This is a genomic window from Kocuria rosea (genome assembly GCF_006094695.1).
Taxonomy (GTDB): Bacteria; Actinomycetota; Actinomycetes; order Actinomycetales; family Micrococcaceae; genus Kocuria; species Kocuria rosea.
The window spans coordinates 1,243,095-1,265,758 of record NZ_CP035103.1; the positions used below are offsets into that span (position 1 = coordinate 1,243,095).

The window sequence follows — 22,664 nt, forward strand, 5'->3', positions numbered from 1 at the left end:
CGCCCCCGGTGCCGGTGAGACCCGGAGCACGAAATTTCCCATCCTACGACCGGTGGACGCCCGCGTCCACCGGTCGTGTGGACAGAGCCGCACTTCGCGTCTATGCTGGATCTTTGCGTTGTCCCTCATTCTGCGTGCCTTCATATAGCGGTGGGCGCCCCCGGGGAGCGAACCAGCATCTCGAGTCCGCTGGCCCTCGCCCACCCGTATCCCCGATTCGGGAACTGCGCGATTCAACTGCAGGTCTGTGGAAGGAATCCATCTTGGTCGCCTCGAGCACCGATTCGAACGTAACCGCTAACCGACCGGCCGACGGGAACATCCCGCGCCGCATCTCCTTCGCCAAGATCCATGAACCGCTGGACGTGCCGAACCTGCTGGCCCTCCAGACGGACAGCTTCGACCGTCTCGTGGGCAACGAGCGGTGGCAGGCCCGGGTCCAGCAGGCCATCGAGACCGGGGAGCAGGGCATCGCCCGCACCTCCGGGCTGTCCGACATCTTCGAGGAGATCTCCCCGATCGAGGACTTCCAGGGCACCATGTCCCTGTCCTTCTCGGAGCCGGAGTTCTACGACCCGAAGTACACCATGGACGAGTGCAAGGACCGGGACGCCACGTACTCGGCGCCCCTGTACGTCAAGGCCGAGTTCATGAACAACAACACGGGCGAGATCAAGCAGCAGACCGTGTTCATGGGCGACTTCCCGCTGATGACCGAGAAGGGCACCTTCGTCATCAACGGCACCGAGCGTGTCGTCGTGTCCCAGCTCGTCCGCTCGCCGGGCGCCTACTTCGAGCGCGGCCAGGACCGCACCTCGGACAAGGACATCTACTCCGCGAAGATCATCCCCTCGCGCGGCGCGTGGTTCGAGCTCGAGATCGACAAGCGCGACCAGGTGGGCGTGCGCCTCGACCGCAAGCGCAAGCAGTCGGTCACCGTGCTGCTCAAGGCTCTGGGCTGGAGCGAGTCCCGCATCCTCGAGGAGTTCGGGGAGTTCGACTCCATCCGGGCGACCCTCGAGAAGGACACCGTCGAGTCCCGCGAGGACGCGCTGCTGGACATCTACCGCAAGCTGCGCCCGGGGGAGCCGCCCACGGTCGACGCCGCGCAGGCGCTGCTCGACAACATGTACTTCAACTCCAAGCGCTACGACCTCGCGAAGGTCGGCCGGTACAAGATCAACCGGAAGCTGGGCCTCGACAAGGCGTTCGAGGACGAGGACGCCTCCGTGCTGTCGGTCGACGACATCGTCGCGATGATCCGCTACCTCGTCACCCTGCACGCCGGCGGCGGCACCATGAAGGGCGTGCGCGACGGCGAACCCCGCGAGGTCGTCGTGGACGTCGACGACATCGACCACTTCGGCAACCGCCGCATCCGCGCCGTGGGCGAGCTGATCGAGAACCAGATCCGCACGGGCCTGTCCCGCATGGAGCGCGTGGTGCGCGAGCGCATGACCACCCAGGACGTCGAGGCGATCACCCCGCAGACCCTGATCAACATCCGTCCCGTCGTGGCGGCGATCAAGGAGTTCTTCGGCACCTCGCAGCTGTCGCAGTTCATGGACCAGAACAACCCGCTCGCGGGCCTGACCCACAAGCGCCGCCTGTCCGCGCTCGGCCCGGGCGGTCTCTCCCGCGACCGCGCCGGCATGGAGGTCCGTGACGTCCACCCGTCGCACTACGGCCGCATGTGCCCGATCGAGACCCCCGAGGGCTCCAACATCGGCCTCATCGGCTCGCTGGCGACCTACGGGCGGATCAACCCGTTCGGCTTCATCGAGACCCCGTACCGCAAGGTCGTCGGCGGCCTCGTCACCGACGAGGTCGAGTACCTCACCGCCGACGACGAGCGCGGCGTGACGATCGCCCAGGCCAACGCCCCGCTGGGCCCGGACAACCGGTTCGCCGAGGACGCCGTCCTCGCGCGCGCCGCCGACGGCTCGGGCGAGGCCGTGCTGGTCGACCCGACCGCCGTGCAGTTCATGGACGTCTCCCCGCGCCAGATGGTGTCCGTGGCGACCGCGCTCATCCCGTACCTGGAGCACGACGACGCCAACCGCGCGCTCATGGGCGCCAACATGCAGCGCCAGGCCGTGCCGCTGCTCGAGTCCGAGGCCCCGCTCGTGGGCACCGGCATGGAGCGCTACGCGGCCCTGGACGCCGGGGACTCCGTGCTGGCCCGCAAGGCCGGCGTGGTCGAGGAGGTCTCGGCGAACCTCGTGCGCGTGCTCAACGACGACGGGACGACCACGGTCTACCCGATCAACAAGTTCACGCGCTCCAACCCGGGCAACACCTACAACCAGCGCGTCATCGTCTCCGAGGGCGATCGCGTCGAGGAGCGCTCGGTCATCGCCGACGGCCCCTCCACGGACCAGGGCGAGCTGGCCCTGGGCAAGAACCTGCTGGTCGCCTACATGTCCTGGGAGGGCCTCAACTACGAGGACGCGATCATCCTCTCCCAGCGCATGGTCTCGGAGGACGTGCTCACCTCGATCCACATCGAGGAGCACGAGATCGACGCCCGCGACACGAAGCTGGGCGCCGAGGAGATCACCCGGGACATCCCGAACGTGTCCGAGGAGGTGCTGTCCGCCCTCGACGAGCGCGGCATCATCCACATCGGCGCGGAGGTCCAGGCCGGCGACATCCTCGTGGGCAAGGTCACCCCGAAGGGCGAGACCGAGCTGACCCCGGAGGAGCGCCTGCTGCGGGCGATCTTCGGCGAGAAGTCCCGCGAGGTGCGCGACACGTCCCTGAAGGTGCCCCACGGCGAGTCCGGCACCGTCATCGGCGTGCGCGTCTTCGACCGCGACGACGAGGACGACGACCTGCCCGCGGGCGTCAACCAGGTGGTCCGGGTGTACGTGGCGCAGAAGCGCAAGATCACGGACGGCGACAAGCTCGCCGGCCGCCACGGCAACAAGGGCGTCATCTCGAAGATCCTGCCCCTGGAGGACATGCCGTTCCTCGAGGACGGGACCCCCGTGGACATCATCCTCAACCCGCTGGGCGTGCCCGGCCGCATGAACCTGGGGCAGGTCCTCGAGGTGCACACCGGCTGGCTCGCGAAGCAGGGCTGGAACATCGAGGGCGACCCCGAGTGGCTCGACCGGCTGCCGAACTTCCCGAAGCAGTCCGGCCCCACGAACGTGGCCACCCCGGTGTTCGACGGCGCGCGCGAGGAGGAGATCTTCGACCTCCTCGACCACACCAACCCGACGCGCGACGGCGTGCGGCTGATCGACCGGTCCGGCAAGGCCCGGCTGTTCGACGGCCGCTCCGGCGAGCCGTTCCCGGACCCGGTGTCGGTGGGCTACCAGTACATCCTGAAGCTGCACCACCTGGTGGACGACAAGATCCACGCGCGCTCCACCGGCCCGTACTCCATGATCACCCAGCAGCCGCTGGGCGGTAAGGCGCAGTTCGGCGGCCAGCGCTTCGGCGAGATGGAGGTCTGGGCGCTCGAGGCGTACGGCGCCGCCTACACGCTGCAGGAGCTGCTGACGGTCAAGTCCGACGACGTGCACGGGCGCGTGAAGGTCTACGAGGCCATCGTGAAGGGCGAGAACATCCCCGAGCCGGGTGTCCCTGAGTCCTTCAAGGTCCTCATCAAGGAGATGCAGTCGCTGTGCCTGAACGTCGAGGTGCTCTCGGCGGACGGCAACACCATCGAGATGCGCGATTCGGATGACGAGGTCTTCCGGGCGGCCGAGGAACTGGGCATCGATCTCTCGCACTCCGAGCCCAGCTCGGTCGAAGAGGTCTGATCCCGCTCGGTCCACCCCGACGAGACGTCAACTTTTCCAGAGAAAGAGATAAAGGACCCTCATGTCCAACGAATCTTCACTAGGCCTCATGCGGATCGGTCTTGCGACCGCGGAGGACATCCGGACCTGGTCCTACGGCGAGGTCAAGAAGCCGGAGACCATCAACTACCGCACGCTCAAGCCCGAGAAGGACGGCCTGTTCTGCGAGAAGATCTTCGGTCCCACCCGGGACTGGGAGTGCTACTGCGGCAAGTACAAGCGCGTGCGCTACAAGGGCATCATCTGCGAGCGCTGCGGCGTGGAGGTCACCCGGGCCAAGGTGCGCCGTGAGCGCATGGGCCACATCGAGCTCGCCGCTCCCGTGACCCACATCTGGTACTTCAAGGGCGTGCCCTCGCGGCTCGGCTACCTGCTGGACCTCGCCCCGAAGGACCTGGAGAAGGTCATCTACTTCGCGGCGTACATGATCACGTCGGTGGACGAGGACGCCCGCCACGACGACCTGCCGAACCTGCAGGCCGCCGTGGACCGGGAGAAGGCGCAGATGGAGTCCACCCGCGACTCCGACATCGCCGCGATCGCCCGCGACCTCGAGACCGAGCTCGGCCGGGTCGAGGAGGAGGGCGGCAAGGCCGCGGAGAAGCGCAAGCTCCGCGACTCCGCCGACCGCCAGATGGCCAACGTGCGCAAGCGCGCCAACCTGGAGATCGACCGCCTCGAGCAGGTCTGGGACCGCTTCAAGAACCTCAAGGTCAACGACCTCGAGGGAGACGAGGCGCTCTACCGCGTCATGGTGGACCGCTACGGCATGTACTTCGAGGGCTCGATGGGGGCCGAGGCGATCAAGAAGCGCCTCGAGACCTTCGACCTCGAGGCGGAGGCCGAGTCCCTGCGGGAGACCATCGCCACCGGCAAGGGTCAGCGCAAGACCCGCGCCCTGAAGCGGCTCAAGGTCGTCAACGCGTTCCTGACCACGGACAACTCCCCGCTGGGCATGGTCCTGGACGCCGTCCCGGTGATCCCGCCGGAGCTGCGCCCGATGGTCCAGCTCGACGGCGGCCGCTTCGCCACGTCGGACCTCAACGACCTCTACCGGCGCGTGATCAACCGCAACAACCGGCTCAAGCGCCTGCTGGACCTGGGCGCCCCGGAGATCATCGTCAACAACGAGAAGCGGATGCTGCAGGAGGCCGTGGACTCGCTGTTCGACAACGGCCGTCGCGGCCGCCCGGTCACCGGGCCGGGCAACCGTGCGCTGAAGTCGCTGTCCGACATGCTCAAGGGCAAGCAGGGCCGGTTCCGGCAGAACCTGCTCGGCAAGCGCGTCGACTACTCCGGCCGCTCGGTCATCGTGGTCGGCCCGCAGCTGAAGCTGCACCAGTGCGGTCTGCCGAAGCAGATGGCGCTGGAGCTGTTCAAGCCGTTCGTGATGAAGCGGCTCGTGGACCTCAACCACGCGCAGAACATCAAGTCGGCCAAGCGCATGGTCGAGCGCTACCGCCCCCAGGTGTGGGACGTGCTCGAGGAGGTCATCACCGAGCACCCCGTGCTGCTCAACCGTGCCCCCACCCTGCACCGTCTGGGCATCCAGGCGTTCGAGCCGCAGCTCGTCGAGGGCAAGGCCATCCAGCTCCACCCGCTCGTGTGCGGCGCGTTCAACGCCGACTTCGACGGCGACCAGATGGCCGTGCACCTGCCCCTGTCCCCGGAGGCCCAGGCCGAGGCGCGCATCCTGATGCTGTCCTCGAACAACATCCTGAAGCCCTCGGACGGCAAGCCGATCGCCCTGCCCTCGCAGGACATGATCATCGGGCTGTACCACCTCACCACCGTCCGCGAGGGCGAGGAGGGGGAGGGCCGCTCGTTCTCCTCCGTGGCCGAGGCGATCATGGCCCACGACGCCGGCCGGCTGCACCTCAACGCGCTGTGCCGGATCGAGCTGGACGACTTCGTGCCGTTCGAGGGCTGGGAGGCCCCCGAGGGCTGGGAGCCGGGTCAGCCGGTGCTGGTGCAGACCACGCTGGGCCGCGTGCTGTTCAACGAGACGCTGCCCGAGGACTACCCCTGGGACGAGGCCGTCGCGGACAAGAAGCACCTGTCCGCGCTGGTCAACGATCTCGCGGAGCGGTACCCGATGGTCACCGTGGCGCACACGCTGGACGAGCTCAAGGACGCCGGGTTCCACTGGGCGGCCCGCTCGGGCGTGACCGTGGCGATCTCGGACATCGCGACCCCGCCGGAGAAGCCCGCCATCATGGAGGGCTACGAGGCGCAGGCCGCGAAGATCCAGGGCCAGTACGACCGCGGTCTGATCGACGACGACGAGCGCCGCTCGGAGCTCATCGACATCTGGACCAAGGCCACGGACGAGGTCGCCCAGGCCATGCAGGCGAACCTGTCGCCGCTGAACACCATCAACCGCATGGTGTCCTCCGGCGCCCGAGGCAACTGGATGCAGGTCCGCCAGATCGCCGGCATCCGCGGGCTCGTGTCCAACCCCAAGGGCGAGATCATGCCCCGCCCGATCAAGTCCTCGTACCGCGAGGGCCTGTCGGTGCTGGAGTACTTCATCGCGACCCACGGTGCCCGCAAGGGCCTGGCCGACACCGCGCTGCGCACGGCGAACTCGGGCTACCTGACCCGTCGTCTCGTCGACGTCTCCCAGGACGTCATCGTGCGGGAGGCGGACTGCATGACGGAGCGCGGCCTGAACCTGCCGCTCGCCGACCTGCAGGAGAGCGGGTCCCGCGTGCTGCACGAGGACATCGAGAACACGGTGCACGGCCGGGTGCTCGCGGTGGACGTCGTGGACGCCAACGGCGAGATCCTGGCCGAGGCCGGCACGGACCTCTCCGACGGGCTCATCAGCGCCCTCTTCGCGGGCGGGGCCGACACGGTGCGCGTGCGCTCCGTGCTGACCTGCGAGTCCGCGGTGGGCGTCTGTGCGGCCTGCTACGGCCGCTCGCTGGCGTCCAACCAGCTGGTGGACATCGGCGAGGCCGTCGGCATCATCGCCGCGCAGTCCATCGGCGAGCCGGGCACGCAGCTCACGATGCGCACCTTCCACACCGGTGGTGTGGCGTCCTCGGACGGCGACATCACCCAGGGTCTGCCCCGTATCCAGGAGCTCTTCGAGGCCCGCACGCCCAAGGGCGTCGCGCCGATCTCGGAGGTCGCCGGGCGGGTCAGCATCGAGGACACCGAGAAGGCCCTGAAGCTCGTCGTGACCCCGGACAACGGGGACGAGGCGATCGGGTACCCGGTGCTGCGCCGCGCCAAGCTGCTCGTGACCGAGGGCGACCACGTCGAGGTCGGCCAGCAGCTGGTCTCGGGCGCCGTCGACCCCAAGGAGGTGCTGCGCATCCGCGGTCCGCGGCAGGCGCAGAAGCACCTCGTGGACGAGGTGCAGCGCGTGTACCGCTCCCAGGGCGTGGGCATCCACGACAAGCACGTCGAGGTCATCGTGCGGCAGATGCTGCGCCGCGTGACGATCATCGAGTCGGGCGAGACGGACCTGCTGCCGGGCGAGCTCGTCGAGAACGTGCGCTTCCTGGAGGCCAACCGCAAGGCCGTGGCCGAGAGCAGCCGGCCGGCCGCCGGCCGCCCGGAGCTGATGGGCATCACCAAGGCCTCGCTGGCCACCGACTCGTGGCTGTCGGCCGCGTCCTTCCAGGAGACCACCCGCGTGCTCACGCAGGCGGCCATGGAGGGCAAGTCCGACCCGCTGGTGGGCCTCAAGGAGAACGTGATCATCGGCAAGCTGATCCCGGCCGGCACCGGGCTCGCGCGGTACAACAACATCGACGTGGAGCCGACGGACGAGGCGAAGGCCTCGCTGTTCACGGAGCCGGGCTCGTTCTCGGACTTCAGCTACGCGGAGGAGAACTCCTCGCCCGCCGAGTTCCAGGCGATCCCGCTGGAGGACTACGACTTCGGCTCCAACTGAGGTCGGCGTCCCGCGCAGGACGTGATCACCCTCGTGGTCACCACGGCAGCCCCGTTCCGGAAGAATCGTCTTCCGGGGCGGGGCTGCCCCCGTCCCGCGGCCGGCCACGGGGCCGGGCCGCGGACCAGGAAGGAGCCCCAGGAGTCACCATGGCGAACTCACCCACCGGGGAGTCCGTGCTCGAGCGGGCGGACCGGATCCTCGCGGCGTTCACGGCGGAGGACTCCCGGCTGACCGGGGGCCGGATCGCGGCCCTCACCGGGCTGCCCACCGCCACCGCGCACCGGCTCGCCCGGGACATGGCCCGCCAGGGCTGGCTCGAGCGGGTGGAGGGCGGGCACTACGTGGTCGGCACCCGGCTGTGGGAGCTGGTCAACCGCTCCTCGCGCGAGCTCGGTCTGGCGCGCGCCGCCCGCCCCTTCATGGGCGACATCCACGCGGTGCTGCGCCAGCACGTGCAGCTCGGCATCGTGGAGGGCCGCGAGGTGCTGCTCGTGGAGCGGCTCTCCCACCCCCGGGCGGTGCCCGTCCGGTCGGAGGTGGCCGGCCGGCTGCCCCTGCACCTGTCGGCCACGGGCCTCGTGCTGCTGGCGCACGCCCCCCAGGACTACCAGGAGGAGTACCTGCAGGGGCCCCTCACCGCCTTCACCGAGCTCTCGCCGACCGAGCCCGCGGTGCTGGCCGCGGAGCTCGAGCGGATCCGCGGCGCGGGCCACGCCCTGCAGACCGGCTATCTCGAGGCCGGCACGGCGGGCATCGCCGTCCCCGTGCGGGGGCGCGGCGACCAGGTGGTGGCGGGCCTGGGCGTCATCACCCCGGCGGGCGACCCGGCCGCGCGGGCCGGGGCGATCGTCCAGGCGCTGCACACCGCGGCGCACGGCATCCGCCGGACCCTGCGGGACGCCCCGCGCTGAGACCGGCCGCGGCGCCGGCTCCCGGGCACACGGTGCCCGTCGCCCCCAGCATCCCGTTCAACGGGACGACTGTGGTGCCGCCCACAGGCCGCTGAGACACTGGACACGATTCCCGTCGTATCACCAGGAGCACTCATGAGCGCACAGCGCACCGTTCTCAGCACGCAGGTCGGCATCGTGGGCGGCGGCCCGGCCGGGCTGATGCTGGCCCACCTGCTCGGCCGCGCCGGCATCGACAGCATCGTGGTCGAGAAGCGCGACAAGGACACCATCCACGCCACCCACCGGGCGGGCATCCTCGAGGCGCCCACGGTGCGGATGCTGACCGACTCCGGCGTCGACGGGCGGGTGCTCACGGAGGGCCACGAGCACGAGGGCACCGTGCTGCGCTTCGAGGGGGAGAGCCACCGGATCGACTTCAAGGAGCTCGTCGGCGAGTCCGTGTGGCTCTACCCGCAGAACGAGGTGTTCCTGGACCTGGCCGACGCCCGGGAGCGCGACGGCGGCGACGTCCGCTGGTCCGTCACGGACACCGAGGTGGTCGACCTGACCACCGACCGGCCGGGCATCCGCTTCACCGACGCCGCGGGCGAGGACTTCGAGATCCGCTGCGAGATCCTCGTGGGCGCCGACGGCTCGCAGAGCATCTGCCGCCGCGCCATCCCGGAGCAGGAGCGCACCGACAACTTCATCGAGTACCCCTTCGCCTGGTTCGGCATCCTCGCCGAGGCCCCGCCGAGCGCCCCGGAGCTCATCTACTCGAACTCCGAGCACGGCTTCGCCCTCATCTCCCAGCGCAGCGGGACCGTCCAGCGGATGTACTTCCAGTGCGACCCGGAGGAGGACGTCGACGACTGGGGCGACGAGCGGATCTGGGCCGAGCTCCAGCGCCGGATCGAGGGTTCCGACGGGCTCCGGCTCCAGGAGGGCCCCATCTTCGACAAGACCGTGCTGAAGTTCCGCTCCTACGTCTGCGAGCCCCTGCGCCACGGCAACCTGTTCCTCGTCGGCGACGCAGGCCACACCGTCCCCCCGACCGGCGCCAAGGGCCTGAACCTCGCGTTCTGCGACGTCCGCGTGCTCGCCCCGGCGATCGTCGAGTTCTTCCGCACGGGCGACGGCACCGGGCTGGCCGGGTACTCGGCCACGGCGCTGGAGCGGGTGTGGAAGGCGCAGAACTTCTCCTACTGGGCCACCCACCTCATGCACACCCAGCCGGGGGAGAACCCCTTCAACCAGAAGCGCCGGCGCGGCGAGTTCAAGGCGATCACCGGCTCCGAGCGCGGCGCCGCCTACTTCGCGGAGTCCTACACCGGCTGGCCCGACGACCGCTGACCCCCGGCCCCGCCGGACCTCCCCACTGTGACCCCACAATAAGTTCGCACAGTGAACACATGTGCGAATGTTGCACCGAATGCGCTAGCCTCGGAGAGTTCGCCGCGGGCACCACGCCCGCCGGTGCGGCAGCCACCTCGCAACAAAGGAGCTGAACCATGACCGACCAGGACCAGGGGCCGGAGGAGTCCTTCGTGCACCTCACCCCGAAGGGCCCCGACGACGCGGCGGACACGCAGGCCGACCTCGACCGCGAGATGGCCGGCATCAGCGCCGACTACAGCGCGTCCGGCCGCACCGAGACGCAGCCGCGGCTGGACTACGCGCCCTACCGCAGCTCGATCCTGCGGCACCCCACCAAGGACCTGCACCACGCGGACCCGGAGACCATCGAGCTGCACGCGCCCGCCTTCGGCGAGCGGGACGTGCACCGGCTCGAGTCGGACCTGACCATCCAGTCGGGCGGGGAGCCCATCGGCGAGCGGATCAAGATCCGCGGCCGGGTCCTCGACGGCGACGGCCGGCCCGTGCGCCGCCAGCTCGTGGAGATCTGGCAGGCCAACGCGGCCGGGCGGTACATCCACAAGCGGGACCAGCACCCGGCTCCCATCGACCCGAACTTCACCGGCGTGGGGCGCTGCCTGACCGGCGACGACGGATCCTACGAGTTCGTCACCATCAAGCCCGGGCCGTACCCCTGGAAGAACCACCACAACGCCTGGCGGCCCGCGCACGTGCACTTCTCCCTGTTCGGCACGGACTTCACCCAGCGGATGATCACCCAGATGTACTTCCCCTCGGACCCGCTGTTCGCGCTGGACCCGATCTTCCAGTCGATCGTGGACCCCGAGGCCCGCCGCCGGCTCGTGGCCGACTACGACCACGAGGCGTCCGAGCACGAGTGGCTGCTCGGCTACACCTGGGACATCGTGCTCAGCGGCTCGAACCGCACCTGGACGGAAGGCGACTCCAATGTCTGAGACCCCCGCGACCCCCGCACTCCCGGCCACCCCCGGCCAGACCATCGGGCCGTTCTTCGGCTACGCGCTGCCCTACGACAAGGGCGAGCTGCTCGTCCCGTTCGGGCACCCGCAGGCGGTGCGCCTGCACGGCACGGTGACCGACGGCCACGGCGACCTCGTGCCGGACGCCATGCTCGAGATCTGGCAGGCCGACGGCAACGGCGACGTCCCCACCGCGACCGGCTCGCTCGTGCGCGACGGCTACACCTTCACCGGCTTCGGCCGCGCGTCCGTCGACAACGAGGGCCACTACACCTTCACCACCGTGGACCCGGGGCCGACCGAGCCCGGCAAGGCGCCGTTCATCACGCTGACCGTCTTCGCCCGGGGCGTGACGAACCGGCTGTTCACCCGCATCTACCTGCCGGAGGACACCGAGGCCCTCGCGAACGACCCGCTGCTGCGCTCCCTGCCCGAGGACCGCCGCCGCACCCTGGTCGCCGAGCGGGAGGCCGACGGCTCCCTGCGCTTCGACCTCCGGCTCCAGGGCGAGGGCGAGACCGTCTTCCTCACCTACCCGAACCTCCAGGCGTGACCGTTCCGTGCGCGGGCCCCGGCCGCCCCGGGGCCCCCGCACGGCACCACCCCGCCACGGACGACCCGACGACCACCGAAGGAGGACGCGCATGACCGACGCCGGGCTGCTCCGCCCCGGAGCCCACCGGGGTGACGCGCACACGGACGACACCGCGGTGCTCCAGGCGCTGCTCGACGTCGAGGCCGCCTGGGTCGCCGCGCAGGCGGACGCCGGGCTCGCCCCGCGCGCCGCCGCGGCGTCCGCGCGTGCGGCCGCCCGCGCCGCCGACTACGACGCCGGGGACATCGCCCGGCGCGCCGAGGGCGGCGGCAACCCCGTCATCCCGCTCCTCGCCGACTACCGGCGCCGGCTGGGGGAGCTCGATCCCGGCGCCGTGCGCTTCGTGCACCGCGGCCTGACCAGCCAGGACGTCATGGACACCGCCATGATGCTGCTGGCCCGGCGCGCCGCCGTCCCCCTCGCCGAGCAGCTGTCCGACACGGCAGACGCCCTGGCCCGGCTGGCGGACGCCCACCGCGGCACCGTCCAGGCCGCCCGCACCCTGACCCAGCACGCGCTGCCCACCACCTTCGGGCTCAAGGCCGCCGGCTGGCTGGCCGGGCTGCAGGACCTCGAGGCGGACCTCGCCGGGCTCGCCCGGCTCCCGGTGTCCTGCGGCGGCGCCGCCGGCACCCTCGCCGGCAGCCTCGCGCTCTTCCCGGGCGCCCCCGACGCCGCCGAGCAGGCCCTCGAGCTCGCCCGCCGCTGGGCCGACGAGCTCGGCCTGAGCCTGCCGCCGCACGTGTGGCACGCCACCAGGCGGCCGGTGCTGCGCACCGGCGGGACCTTCGCGGCGGTCTGCGCGGCCCTCGGCCGGATCGCCAACGACGTCCTGCTGCTCTCCCGCCCCGAGCTCGGCGAGCTGCGGGAACCGGCCGTCGAAGGGCGCGGCGTGTCCTCGGCGATGCCGCAGAAGCAGAACCCGGTGCTGTCCGTGCTGCTCAAGCGCACCGCCCTGACGGCGCCGCAGCTCGTGGCCCAGCTCCACGTCGCCGCCGCCCAGTTCGTCGACGAGCGCCCCGACGGCGCCTGGCACACGGAGTGGCCGGCACTGCGGGAGCTCGCCCGGCTCGCCGTCGCGGCGTCGTCGCACGCGGCCGAGCTCACGGCCGGGCTCACCGTGCAGAGCGCCCGGATGCGGGCCAACCTGGACGCGTCGGGTCCCGCCGTGCTCGCCGAGCGGATCAGCGCGGAGCTCGCGCCCCTGCTGCCGCCCGCCGCCGACGGCGCCACGGGGCGGCAGCGGGTGCAGGAGGTCGTGCGCGAGCACGCGACCGACGGACCGGGCATGCTCGACGCCCTCGTGGGCCTCGCCGCCGGCACCGCCCTGGCCGACGGCACCCCCGTGGACCGGGACGTCGTGGCCGGGCTGCTCGACCCCGCCGGGTACCTCGGGGCCAACGACCTGCTGATCGACCGCGTGCTCGCGCAGCACCGCCGGTCCGCGAACGACCGTCCGTCCATCACCCGGACCAGCCCAGGAGCATCCGCATGACCGTCCCCGTCCTCACCCTCGTCGAGTTCTCGACCCGCCGGGCCCCGTCGCCGCGGGCGCCCCTGCTGGTGCTGGGCCCGGGGCTCGGCACCTCCGCCGCCTCGCTGTGGTCCGCCGCGGCGCACCTGCTGGAGGCCGACCTGCGCGTGGTCGGCTGGGACCTCCCCGGCCACGGCGGCTCCGCGCCCGCCGACGAGCCGTTCGGCACCGCCGAGCTGGCCCGGGGCGTGCTCGACGCCGTGGACCGGTACCAGGAGGCCGCCGGCCTCGAAACCGGAGGTCCGTTCTACTACGCGGGCACCTCCCTCGGCGGCTGCGTCGGCCTCCAGCTGCTGCTCGACGCGCCGCACCGGCCGGCGGCGGCCGTGCTGGTGGGCACCGCCGCCCGGGTGGGGGAGCCCGCTGCGTGGTCCGAGCGCGCCCGGCTCGTGGCCGCCGCCGGCACCCCCACCCAGATCGTCGGCTCCGCGCAGCGGTGGTTCGCCCCGGGCTTCATCGAGCGGGACGCGGTCACGACCACCGGGCTGCTGCACGCCCTCCAGGACGCGGACCGGTTCTCCTACGCCCGGGCCTGCGAGGCCCTCGCCGGCTTCGACGCGACCGGGCGCCTCGGCGCCGTCGACGTCCCCGTGCTCGCCGTGGTCGGCGCGCAGGACGCCGCCAGGCCGCCCGACGCCGTGGCGGAGCTGGCCGGGGCGACCGGCGGCCGCCTCGTGGTCGTCGAGGGCGCGGGCCACCTCGTGCCCGCCGAGGCCCCGCAGGACGTGGCACGCCTGCTGGACGAGCACATCGGCGCCCACCCACCCCACCACGAAGGAGCACGAGCATGAGCGGCAACCCCCGGCGCACCGAGCAGGAGGCCCACGCGGACGGCATGGCCGTGCGCCGCGAGGTGCTCTCCGACGCCCACGTGGACCGCGCCGAGGCCGGCAAGGACGCCTTCACCGCCGAGTTCCAGGACTTCATCTCCCGCTACGCGTGGGGCGAGATCTGGACCCGGCCGGGACTGGACCGGCGGATGCGCAGCGCCGTGACCCTGACCGCGCTGATCGCCGCCGGGCACTGGGAGGAGTTCGAGATGCACGTGCGCGCCGCCCTGCGCAACGGCCTGGAGCGGGACGAGATCAAGGAGATCCTGCTCCAGTCGGCGATCTACCTCTCCGTGCCCTCCGCCAACAACGCCTTCAAGCACGCCAAGCAGGTCCTCGACGCCCTCGACGCCCTCGACGCCGAGGACTCCGCGGCGCCCCCGGCCCCCTGACCTGCCGACCCTCCGACCACCCCATTCTGGCACCCCGTGACCGACGTGCAACGACGCAAGTGAGGAACACCATGACCGAGGCCTACATCTACGACGCCGTGCGGACCCCCTTCGGCCGCTTCGGCGGCGCCCTGGCGGGCGTGCGCCCCGACGACCTGGCCGCCCTGGTGATCGGCGAGCAGGTCCGGCGCGCGTCCGCGCTGGACCCCGCCGCGATCGACGAGGTGATCCTCGGCAACGCCAACGGCGCCGGCGAGGAGAACCGCAACGTCGCCCGCATGGGCACGCTGCTGGCCGGCCTGCCCGTCGAGCTCCCCGGCACCACCGTCAACCGCCTGTGCGGGTCGTCCCTGGACGCCGCGATCATCGCGTCCCGGCAGATCAACGCGGGCGAGGCCGACCTGATGCTCGTCGGCGGCGTCGAGTCCATGAGCCGTGCCCCCTGGGTGCTCCCGAAGACGGAGAAGCCCTACCCGGCCGGCGACCTGACCCTCGCCTCCACCACGCTGGGCTGGCGCCTCGTGAACCCGGCGATGAACCCGGAGTGGACCGTGTCCCTGGGCGAGGCCACCGAGCAGCTCGCCGAGCGCCACGGCATCACCCGCGAGCGGATGGACGAGTTCGCGTTCCGCTCCCACCAGCTCACCCAGCAGGCGTGGGACGAGGGCTTCTACGACGACCTCACCGTCCCGGTCCCCGGCACCGAGCTGACCCGGGACGAGTCCGTCCGTGCGTCCTCGACGGTCGAGAAGCTGGGCGGGCTCAAGACCGTCTTCCGCCCCGCGGACCAGGGCGGCACCGTCACCGCCGGCAACGCCTCGCCCCTCAACGACGGCGCCTCCGCGGCGCTGCTGGGCTCCGAGAAGGCAGCCGAGCTGACCGGTCTGCAGCCCCTCGCCCGCATCGCCGGGCGGGCCGCCGCGGCCAACGAGCCGCAGTTCTTCGGCTTCGCCCCGGTCGAGGCCGCGAACCTGGCGCTGCGCCGCGCCGGGATCACGTGGGAGGACGTCGCCGCCGTCGAGCTCAACGAGGCCTTCGCGGCCCAGTCCCTCGCCTGCGTCGACGCGTGGGGGATCGACCCCGCGATCGTCAACCGGCACGGCGGCGCCATCGCCATCGGCCACCCCCTCGGGGCGTCGGGCACCCGCATCCTCGGCACGCTCGCGAAGTCCCTGCAGGCCTCCGGGGCCCGCTGGGGCGTGGCGGCCATCTGCATCGGCGTGGGCCAGGGCCTCGCCGTCGTGCTCGAGAACCAGAACGCCTGAGACCCGCGCGGGACCCGGGCGGAGAAGACCACCGAAGGAAGGCACAACGCATGCTGAACATCGCAGAGAGCTGCGCGCAGGCCGTGGCCCCGATCCACGACGGCGCCGTCGTCATGATCGGCGGCTTCGGCGTGGCCGGCCAGCCCGTCGAGCTGATCGACGCGCTCATCGAGCACGGGGCCACCGACCTGACGGTCGTGAACAACAACGCCGGCAACGGCGACGTGGGCCTGGCCCGGCTGATCCAGCTCGGCCGCGTGCGGAGGATCATCTGCTCCTTCCCGCGCCAGTCCGACTCCTGGCACTTCGACGAGAAGTACCGCGCCGGGCAGATCGAGCTCGAGGTCGTCCCCCAGGGCAACCTCGCCGAGCGGATCCGCGCCGCCGGCGCCGGCATCGGGGGGTTCTTCACCCCCACCGGCTACGGCACCCTGCTCGCGGAGGGCAAGGAGGTCCGTGAGATCGACGGCCGCCACTACGTGCTCGAGCACCCCATCAAGGCCGACTTCTCGCTGACCAAGGCGCACGTCGCCGACCGGGCCGGCAACCTCGTCTACCGCAAGACGGCCCGCAACTTCGGCCCGATCATGGCCGCCGCCGCCGCCACCTCCATCGTGCAGGTCGCGGAGCTCGTGGAGCGCGGCGGGCTGGACCCCGAGGCCGTCGTGACCCCCGGCATCTACGTGGACACCGTCGTGCGGATCGACGCACCCGCCCAGACCGACCCCCGAGAGGACATCTGAGATGAGCGAGAACACCGTGGACACCGTGCCCAGGACCTCCGAGACGCCCCTCGCCCCGGAGGAGCTGGCCCGCGTGGTGGCCCGCGACATCCCCGCCGGCTCCTACGTCAACCTCGGCATCGGCCAGCCCACCCTGGTCTCCAACTACCTGAGCGCCGAGGACGACGTCACCCTGCACACCGAGAACGGGATGCTCGGCATGGGCCCCGAGGCCCACGGCGACGAGGTCGACGCCGACCTCATCAACGCCGGCAAGATCCCCGTGGTCGAGACGCCGGGCTGCTCCTACTTCCACCACGCGGACTCCTTCGCCATGATGCGCGGCGGGCACCTGGACTACTGCGTGCTCGGCGCCTTCCAGGTGGACCGGACGGGCAACCTCGCCAACTGGCACACCGGCAGCCCGGACGCGATCCCCGCCGTGGGCGGGGCCATGGACCTGGCCACGGGTGCGAAGATGACCTTCGTGATGATGTCCCTGCTGACCAAGAAGGGCCGGTCCAAGCTCGTGGAGCAGTGCACCATGCCGCTCACCGGCGTCGGCTGCGTCTCCCGGATCTACACCGACCAGGCCGTGTTCCTCCTCGAGGAGGACGGCGTGACGGTGCGCGAGACCTTCGGCACGAGCTTCGAGGAGCTCCAGCAGATCGTCGACGTCCCGCTGCGGCCCGCCCGCTGAGCCCAGCACCGCTCACGGGGCGCGGCGGGCCGGCACCGGCCGCCGCACCCCGGACGAGGCCCGCAGGAGGCCACCGATGACCGAGCAGGACCCGACCGTCCCGGCGGGGGAGCGGGGCACCCCCGGACAGTTCGTGCAGTCCCTGGCGCGCGGGCTCGGCGTGATCACGGCCTTCGACGCCCGGCACCCCCGGATGACCCTCAGCGACGTGGCCCGGCGCACCGGGCTGACCCGCGCCACCGCGCGCCGGTTCCTGCTCACGCTCGAGGAGCTGGGCTACGTCCGGACCGACGGGCGGCTCTTCGAGCTCACCCCCGTGGTCCTCCAGCTCGGCTACTCCTACCTCTCCTCGCAGCCGCTGCCCGCCCTGGCCGCCCCGCACCTCGAGACCCTCTCGGCGCAGGTCGAGGAGTCCACGTCCGCCTCGGTGCTGGACGGCGCCGACATCGTCTACGTCGCCCGCGTCTCCACGCACCGGATCATGACCGTGGCGATCGCCGTGGGCACCCGGTTCCCCGCCCACGCCACGTCCATGGGCCGGGTGCTGCTGGCCGGGCTGGACCCGGAGGAGCTCGACGAGTACTTCCGCACGGCGCGGATCGAGCGCCTGACCGAGCACACCCTCACCGACCGCGCGGCCCTCGAGGCCGACCTGCGCCGGGTCCGCGCCCAGGGCTGGGCGCTCGTCGACCAGGAGCTCGAGGTCGGGCTGCGCTCGGTCGCCGCCCCCGTCACCGACGGCACCGGGCGCGTGGTCGCGGCCGTGAACGTCTCCATGCGCGTGGGGATGCCCGGCGCCAGCGCCGGTGACCCCGTGGACGACGTCGTGCCGCCCCTGCTCGAGTGCGCCCGGAGGATCTCCGCCGACCTCGCCGCGACCGGGCGCTGAGCGGGCCGGCCCGGCCCCGCTTCCCCGCCCCGGCCGGGGTCTGATAGGCTGTCGAGGAATTGAACGGTCATCCCTCGGCGCCCGCGCCCCTGGAGGCCGAAGAAATCATGGCAGAACGGACTCGGTCCTCCGGTACGCGTTGTGTACCGAAATGCCATCCTTTTCGTCTGCCCAGCTACCTTCGGCGCGGCGACCGTGGTGCCCGCCCGCCGGGCCCACGACAGGCGCCGCACCCGCTCCCGGCCCCGGCCGGTCGCGGGGGAGCCGAACACCCAGCGGGCCGCTGACGCGTCCCGTCCGATCAGGAGACACTGTGCCTACAATCCAGCAGCTGGTCCGCAAGGGCCGGACCCCGAAGGTCGTCAAGACCAAGGCGCCCGCACTCAAGGGCAGCCCCATGAAGCGCGGCGTGTGCACCCGCGTCTACACCACCACCCCCAAGAAGCCGAACTCCGCGCTGCGCAAGGTCGCCCGCGTGAAGCTCAACGGCGGCGTGGAGGTCACGGCCTACATCCCCGGTGAGGGCCACAACCTGCAGGAGCACTCCATCGTGCTCGTCCGCGGCGGTCGCGTGAAGGACCTCCCCGGTGTCCGCTACAAGATCGTCCGCGGCGCGCTCGACACCCAGGGTGTCAAGGGCCGCCAGCAGGCCCGTTCCCGTTACGGCGCCAAGAAGGAGAAGAAGTAATGCCTCGTAAGGGTCCCGCTCCCAAGCGCCCGCTCGTCGTCGACCCGGTCTACAGCTCCCCGGTCGTCACGCAGCTGATCAACAAGGTCCTCCAGGACGGCAAGAAGTCCACCGCCGAGCGCATCGTCTACGGTGCCCTCGAGGGTGTCCGCGCCAAGTCCGGTGCCGACCCCGTCGCCACCCTCAAGAAGGCCCTGGAGAACGTCAAGCCGGCCCTCGAGGTGAAGTCCCGCCGCGTCGGCGGCGCCACCTACCAGGTGCCCGTCGAGGTCAAGCCGGGCCGCGCCCAGGCGCTGTCCCTGCGCTGGCTCGTCGGCTACTCGAAGATCCGCCGTGAGAACACCATGACCGAGCGTCTGCAGAACGAGATCCTGGACGCGTCCAACGGTCTCGGTGCCGCCGTGAAGCGCCGGGAGGACACCCACAAGATGGCGGAGTCCAACAAGGCCTTCGCCCACTACCGCTGGTAGAATCTTCCAGGCCTGTCGGCCCCACCCGGGCCGACAGGCCGCCGGCACCATCTCCGAAAGGGAACCACCGTGGCACTTGACGTGCTTACCGACCTCAAGAAGGTCCGCAACATCGGCATCATGGCGCACATCGATGCCGGGAAGACCACCACCACCGAACGCATCCTGTTCTACACCGGTATCTCCCACAAGATCGGCGAGACCCACGATGGTGCCTCCACCATGGACTGGATGGCGCAGGAGCAGGAGCGCGGCATCACGATCACGTCCGCCGCGACGACCTGCTACTGGCACGACAACCAGATCAACATCATCGACACCCCGGGCCACGTGGACTTCACGGTCGAGGTCGAGCGCTCCCTGCGCGTGCTCGACGGCGCCGTGGCGGTCTTCGACGGCAAGGAGGGCGTCGAGCCCCAGTCGGAGACGGTCTGGCGCCAGGCCGACAAGTACGACGTCCCCCGCATCTGCTTCGTCAACAAGATGGACAAGCTGGGCGCCGACTTCTACTTCACCGTCGACACCATCATCAACCGCCTCGGCGCGAAGCCGCTGGTCATGCAGCTGCCGATCGGCTCCGAGTCCGAGTTCACCGGCGTGGTCGACCTGCTCACCATGAAGGCCTTCGTCTGGCCGGGCGACTCCAAGGGCGATGTCTCCCTCGGCGCCAAGTACGAGATCGAGGAGATCCCCGCCGACCTGCAGGAGCGGGCCGAGGAGTACCGCAACCAGCTGGTGGAGTCCGTCGCCGAGGCCGACGACGAGCTCATGGAGAAGTACCTGGGCGGCGAGGAGCTCACCCTCGAGGAGCTCAAGGCCGGCATCCGGAAGCTCACCATCACCTCGCAGGCGTACCCCGTGCTGTGCGGCTCCGCGTTCAAGAACCGCGGCGTGCAGCCGATGCTCGACGCCGTCATCGACTTCCTGCCGTCCCCGCTGGACGTCCCGAACGTCGAGGGCCACGCGCTGAACAACGAGGAGGAGATCCTCTCCCGCCCGGTCGACTCGACCGCGCCGTTCTCCGCGCTCGCCTTCAAGGTGGCCAACCACCCGTTCTACGGGCAGCTCACCTACATCCGCGTGTACTCCGGCAAGGCGTCCAACGGCGACCAGGTGCTCAACTCCACCAAGGGCAAGAAGGAGCGCATCGGCAAGCTGTTCCAGATGCACTCCAACAAGGAGAACCCGGTCGACACCGTCCAGGCCGGGCACATCTACGCCGCGATCGGGCTCAAGGACACCACCACGGGCGACACCCTGTGCGACCTGCAGAAGCCGATCGTGCTCGAGTCCATGTCCTTCCCGGCCCCGGTCATCTCGGTGGCCATCGAGCCGAAGACCAAGGGCGACCAGGAGAAGCTCTCCATCGCGATCCAGAAGCTCTCCGCCGAGGACCCCACGTTCACCGTGTCCCTCAACGAGGAGACCGGCCAGACCGAGATCGGCGGCATGGGCGAGCTCCACCTGGACATCCTGGTGGACCGCATGAAGCGCGAGTTCAAGGTCGAGGCGAACGTCGGCAAGCCGCAGGTGGCCTACCGCGAGACGATCAAGAAGGCCGTCGAGAAGATCGACTACACGCACAAGAAGCAGACCGGCGGCTCCGGCCAGTTCGCCAAGGTGCAGATGGCGTTCGAGCCGATCCCGCTGGACGCCGAGGAGCTCTACGAGTTCGACAACAAGGTCACCGGCGGCCGCGTCCCGCGCGAGTACATCCCCTCCGTGGACGCCGGCATCCAGGACGCAATGCGTCTCGGCGTCCTCGCCGGGTACCCGGTCGTGGGCGTCAAGGCCACTCTGCTCGACGGCGCCTACCACGACGTCGACTCCTCCGAGATGGCGTTCAAGATCGCCGGCTCGATGGTGTTCAAGGAGGGTGCCCGCAAGGCGCAGCCCGTCCTCCTCGAGCCGCTCATGGCGGTCGAGGTGCGCACCCCCGAGGAGTACATGGGCGAGGTCATCGGCGACCTGAACTCCCGCCGCGGTCAGATCCAGTCGATGGAGGACGTGAGCGGCATCAAGCTGGTCAACGCCCTCGTCCCGCTGTCCGAGATGTTCGGCTACATCGGCGACCTCCGGTCCAAGACCCAGGGCCGCGCCGTGTACTCGATGCGGTTCGACAGCTACTCGGAGGTCCCCAAGGCCGTCGCCGAGGAGATCGTCCAGAAGAACCGCGGCGAGTAGGCACCACCCCTCGGCCCCGGCCGGGAATTTCATCAATCACGCACAGCCAAAGTAGACTTGCAGAGGTTTCAGTACTGCTGAGCGCCTCAAGCTCCCCCCGGAAACACGCGGTGGGGTAGTGCTGAGCAAGTTTCGACAAATGTTCTAGGAGGAACAACCATGGCGAAGGCCAAGTTCGAGCGCACCAAGCCGCACGTCAACATCGGCACCATCGGCCACGTCGACCACGGCAAGACGACGCTCACGGCTGCCATCTCCAAGGTCCTGGCCGACAAGTACCCGGACCTGAACGAGCAGCGCGACTTCGGTGCCATCGACTCCGCTCCGGAGGAGAAGCAGCGCGGCATCACCATCAACATCGCGCACATCGAGTACCAGACGGAGAAGCGCCACTACGCGCACGTCGACGCCCCGGGTCACGCGGACTACGTCAAGAACATGATCACCGGTGCGGCGCAGATGGACGGCGCCATCCTCGTGGTCGCCGCCACGGACGGCCCCATGGCCCAGACCCGCGAGCACGTGCTGCTCGCCCGCCAGGTGGGCGTGCCCTACCTGCTGGTGGCCCTGAACAAGTCCGACATGGTCGACGACGAGGAGCTGCTGGACCTCGTCGAGATGGAGGTGCGCGAGCTCCTCTCCGACCAGGGCTTCGACGGCGACAACGCGCCGGTCGTCCGCGTCTCGGCGCTGAAGGCCCTCGAGGGCGACCCCGAGTGGGTCGCCAAGGTCGAGGAGCTCATGGAGGCCGTCGACGAGAACGTGCCCGACCCCATCCGTGAGATGGACAAGCCGTTCCTCATGCCCATCGAGGACGTCTTCACCATCACCGGTCGCGGCACCGTGGTGACCGGCCGTGCCGAGCGCGGCACGCTGCCGATCAACTCCGAGGTCGAGATCGTCGGCATCCGTCCGGTCCAGAAGACCACGGTCACCGGCATCGAGATGTTCCACAAGCAGATGGACGAGGCCATGGCGGGCGAGAACTGCGGCCTGCTGCTGCGCGGTCTCAAGCGTGACGACGTCGAGCGCGGCCAGGTCGTGTGCAAGCCGGGTTCCATCACCCCGCACACCGACTTCGAGGCCAACGTCTACATCCTCTCCAAGGAGGAGGGCGGGCGTCACAACCCGTTCTACTCGAACTACCGTCCGCAGTTCTACTTCCGGACCACCGACGTCACCGGCGTCATCACGCTGCCCGAGGGCACCGAGATGGTCATGCCCGGCGACAACACCGAGATGACGGTCGCGCTGATCCAGCCGATCGCCATGGAGGAGGGCCTCGGCTTCGCCATCCGTGAGGGTGGCCGCACCGTGGGCTCCGGCCGCGTCACCAAGATCATCAAGTAGTCCCCGGACTGCCGATCTGCGCAGAACCCCCCGTCGCTCCTGCAGCGGCGGGGGGTTCCGCGCGTTCCGGGGC

Annotated in this window: 17 protein-coding genes; all 17 read left to right on the forward strand. The window is 70.5% G+C overall.

The window, feature by feature from the left end:
* The first annotated feature begins 263 nt into the window (after positions 1–263).
* The 17 genes from rpoB (at position 264) to tuf (ending at position 22,591) form a co-directional block, all read left to right on the forward strand.
* Positions 264–3,773 carry a DNA-directed RNA polymerase subunit beta gene (rpoB, locus tag EQG70_RS05715; protein ID WP_017833278.1) on the forward strand — a complete coding sequence of 1,170 codons (3,510 nt, stop codon included), beginning with the start codon at positions 264–266 and terminating at the stop codon, positions 3,771–3,773.
* A 61-nt stretch (positions 3,774–3,834) separates the two neighbouring features.
* A complete protein-coding gene (locus tag EQG70_RS05720; protein ID WP_109268123.1) occupies positions 3,835–7,719 on the forward strand; it encodes a DNA-directed RNA polymerase subunit beta' in 3,885 nt (1,294 codons plus the stop codon).
* A gap of 149 nt (positions 7,720–7,868) precedes the next feature.
* On the forward strand, positions 7,869–8,633 hold the full coding sequence (locus EQG70_RS05725) for an IclR family transcriptional regulator (RefSeq protein ID WP_017833280.1): 765 nt from the start codon (positions 7,869–7,871) through the stop codon (positions 8,631–8,633).
* Positions 8,634–8,768: 135 nt separating this feature from the next.
* On the forward strand, positions 8,769–9,968 hold the full coding sequence (locus EQG70_RS05730; protein ID WP_109268122.1) for a 4-hydroxybenzoate 3-monooxygenase: 1,200 nt from the start codon (positions 8,769–8,771) through the stop codon (positions 9,966–9,968).
* 158 nt (positions 9,969–10,126) lie between these two features.
* Positions 10,127–10,948: a protocatechuate 3,4-dioxygenase subunit beta gene (gene pcaH / locus EQG70_RS05735; RefSeq protein ID WP_017833282.1), complete on the forward strand. Its 822-nt coding sequence runs from the start codon at positions 10,127–10,129 to the stop codon at positions 10,946–10,948.
* Entirely contained in the window at positions 10,941–11,525 is a 585-nt protein-coding gene (pcaG, locus tag EQG70_RS05740; protein ID WP_109268121.1) for a protocatechuate 3,4-dioxygenase subunit alpha, read from the forward strand. Before pcaH ends, pcaG begins: the two co-directional genes overlap by 8 nt.
* A gap of 91 nt (positions 11,526–11,616) precedes the next feature.
* Entirely contained in the window at positions 11,617–13,062 is a 1,446-nt protein-coding gene (locus tag EQG70_RS05745; RefSeq protein ID WP_109268120.1) for a lyase family protein, read from the forward strand.
* Positions 13,059–13,892, forward strand: a complete 834-nt coding sequence (locus EQG70_RS05750; RefSeq protein WP_109268119.1) for an alpha/beta fold hydrolase — start codon at positions 13,059–13,061, stop codon at positions 13,890–13,892. The genes EQG70_RS05745 and EQG70_RS05750 overlap by 4 nt, the downstream gene beginning before the upstream one ends.
* Positions 13,889–14,323, forward strand: a complete 435-nt coding sequence (pcaC, locus tag EQG70_RS05755; protein ID WP_109268118.1) for a 4-carboxymuconolactone decarboxylase — start codon at positions 13,889–13,891, stop codon at positions 14,321–14,323. The genes EQG70_RS05750 and pcaC overlap by 4 nt, the downstream gene beginning before the upstream one ends.
* 71 nt (positions 14,324–14,394) lie before the next feature.
* On the forward strand, positions 14,395–15,588 hold the full coding sequence (locus EQG70_RS05760; RefSeq protein WP_017833287.1) for a thiolase family protein: 1,194 nt from the start codon (positions 14,395–14,397) through the stop codon (positions 15,586–15,588).
* Positions 15,589–15,638: 50 nt separating this feature from the next.
* Positions 15,639–16,331: a 3-oxoacid CoA-transferase subunit A gene (locus EQG70_RS05765; RefSeq protein ID WP_017833288.1), complete on the forward strand. Its 693-nt coding sequence runs from the start codon at positions 15,639–15,641 to the stop codon at positions 16,329–16,331.
* A 1-nt stretch (position 16,332) separates the two neighbouring features.
* Positions 16,333–17,010: a 3-oxoacid CoA-transferase subunit B gene (locus EQG70_RS05770; RefSeq protein WP_095650585.1), complete on the forward strand. Its 678-nt coding sequence runs from the start codon at positions 16,333–16,335 to the stop codon at positions 17,008–17,010.
* A gap of 76 nt (positions 17,011–17,086) precedes the next feature.
* Positions 17,087–17,899: an IclR family transcriptional regulator gene (locus tag EQG70_RS05775; RefSeq protein ID WP_035924877.1), complete on the forward strand. Its 813-nt coding sequence runs from the start codon at positions 17,087–17,089 to the stop codon at positions 17,897–17,899.
* A gap of 313 nt (positions 17,900–18,212) precedes the next feature.
* Positions 18,213–18,587 (forward strand): 30S ribosomal protein S12, encoded by a 375-nt coding sequence (rpsL, locus tag EQG70_RS05780; RefSeq protein WP_017833291.1) that lies wholly within the window; start codon positions 18,213–18,215, stop codon positions 18,585–18,587.
* Positions 18,587–19,057 (forward strand): 30S ribosomal protein S7, encoded by a 471-nt coding sequence (gene rpsG, locus EQG70_RS05785; RefSeq protein ID WP_017833292.1) that lies wholly within the window; start codon positions 18,587–18,589, stop codon positions 19,055–19,057. Before rpsL ends, rpsG begins: the two co-directional genes overlap by 1 nt.
* 69 nt (positions 19,058–19,126) lie before the next feature.
* Positions 19,127–21,241, forward strand: coding sequence for an elongation factor G (fusA, locus tag EQG70_RS05790; protein ID WP_031282946.1), 2,115 nt, complete (start codon positions 19,127–19,129; stop codon positions 21,239–21,241).
* 159 nt (positions 21,242–21,400) lie between these two features.
* Positions 21,401–22,591 carry an elongation factor Tu gene (gene tuf, locus EQG70_RS05795; RefSeq protein WP_017833294.1) on the forward strand — a complete coding sequence of 397 codons (1,191 nt, stop codon included), beginning with the start codon at positions 21,401–21,403 and terminating at the stop codon, positions 22,589–22,591.
* Positions 22,592–22,664 lie beyond the last annotated feature (73 nt).

Excerpts from the sequence above, each read along its gene's own strand:
- EQG70_RS05720 (WP_109268123.1), top strand. The coding sequence starts at position 3,835 with ATGTCCAACGAATCTTCACTAGGCCTCATGCGGATCGGTCTTGCGACC.
- EQG70_RS05725 (WP_017833280.1), top strand. The coding sequence starts at position 7,869 with ATGGCGAACTCACCCACCGGGGAGTCCGTGCTCGAGCGGGCGGACCGG.
- EQG70_RS05730 (WP_109268122.1), top strand. The coding sequence starts at position 8,769 with ATGAGCGCACAGCGCACCGTTCTCAGCACGCAGGTCGGCATCGTGGGC.
- pcaH (WP_017833282.1), top strand. The coding sequence starts at position 10,127 with ATGACCGACCAGGACCAGGGGCCGGAGGAGTCCTTCGTGCACCTCACC.
- pcaG (WP_109268121.1), top strand. The coding sequence starts at position 10,941 with ATGTCTGAGACCCCCGCGACCCCCGCACTCCCGGCCACCCCCGGCCAG.
- EQG70_RS05745 (WP_109268120.1), top strand. The coding sequence starts at position 11,617 with ATGACCGACGCCGGGCTGCTCCGCCCCGGAGCCCACCGGGGTGACGCG.
- EQG70_RS05750 (WP_109268119.1), top strand. The coding sequence starts at position 13,059 with ATGACCGTCCCCGTCCTCACCCTCGTCGAGTTCTCGACCCGCCGGGCC.
- pcaC (WP_109268118.1), top strand. The coding sequence starts at position 13,889 with ATGAGCGGCAACCCCCGGCGCACCGAGCAGGAGGCCCACGCGGACGGC.
- EQG70_RS05760 (WP_017833287.1), top strand. The coding sequence starts at position 14,395 with ATGACCGAGGCCTACATCTACGACGCCGTGCGGACCCCCTTCGGCCGC.
- EQG70_RS05765 (WP_017833288.1), top strand. The coding sequence starts at position 15,639 with ATGCTGAACATCGCAGAGAGCTGCGCGCAGGCCGTGGCCCCGATCCAC.
- EQG70_RS05770 (WP_095650585.1), top strand. The coding sequence starts at position 16,333 with ATGAGCGAGAACACCGTGGACACCGTGCCCAGGACCTCCGAGACGCCC.
- EQG70_RS05775 (WP_035924877.1), top strand. The coding sequence starts at position 17,087 with ATGACCGAGCAGGACCCGACCGTCCCGGCGGGGGAGCGGGGCACCCCC.
- rpsG (WP_017833292.1), top strand. The coding sequence starts at position 18,587 with ATGCCTCGTAAGGGTCCCGCTCCCAAGCGCCCGCTCGTCGTCGACCCG.
- tuf (WP_017833294.1), top strand. The coding sequence starts at position 21,401 with ATGGCGAAGGCCAAGTTCGAGCGCACCAAGCCGCACGTCAACATCGGC.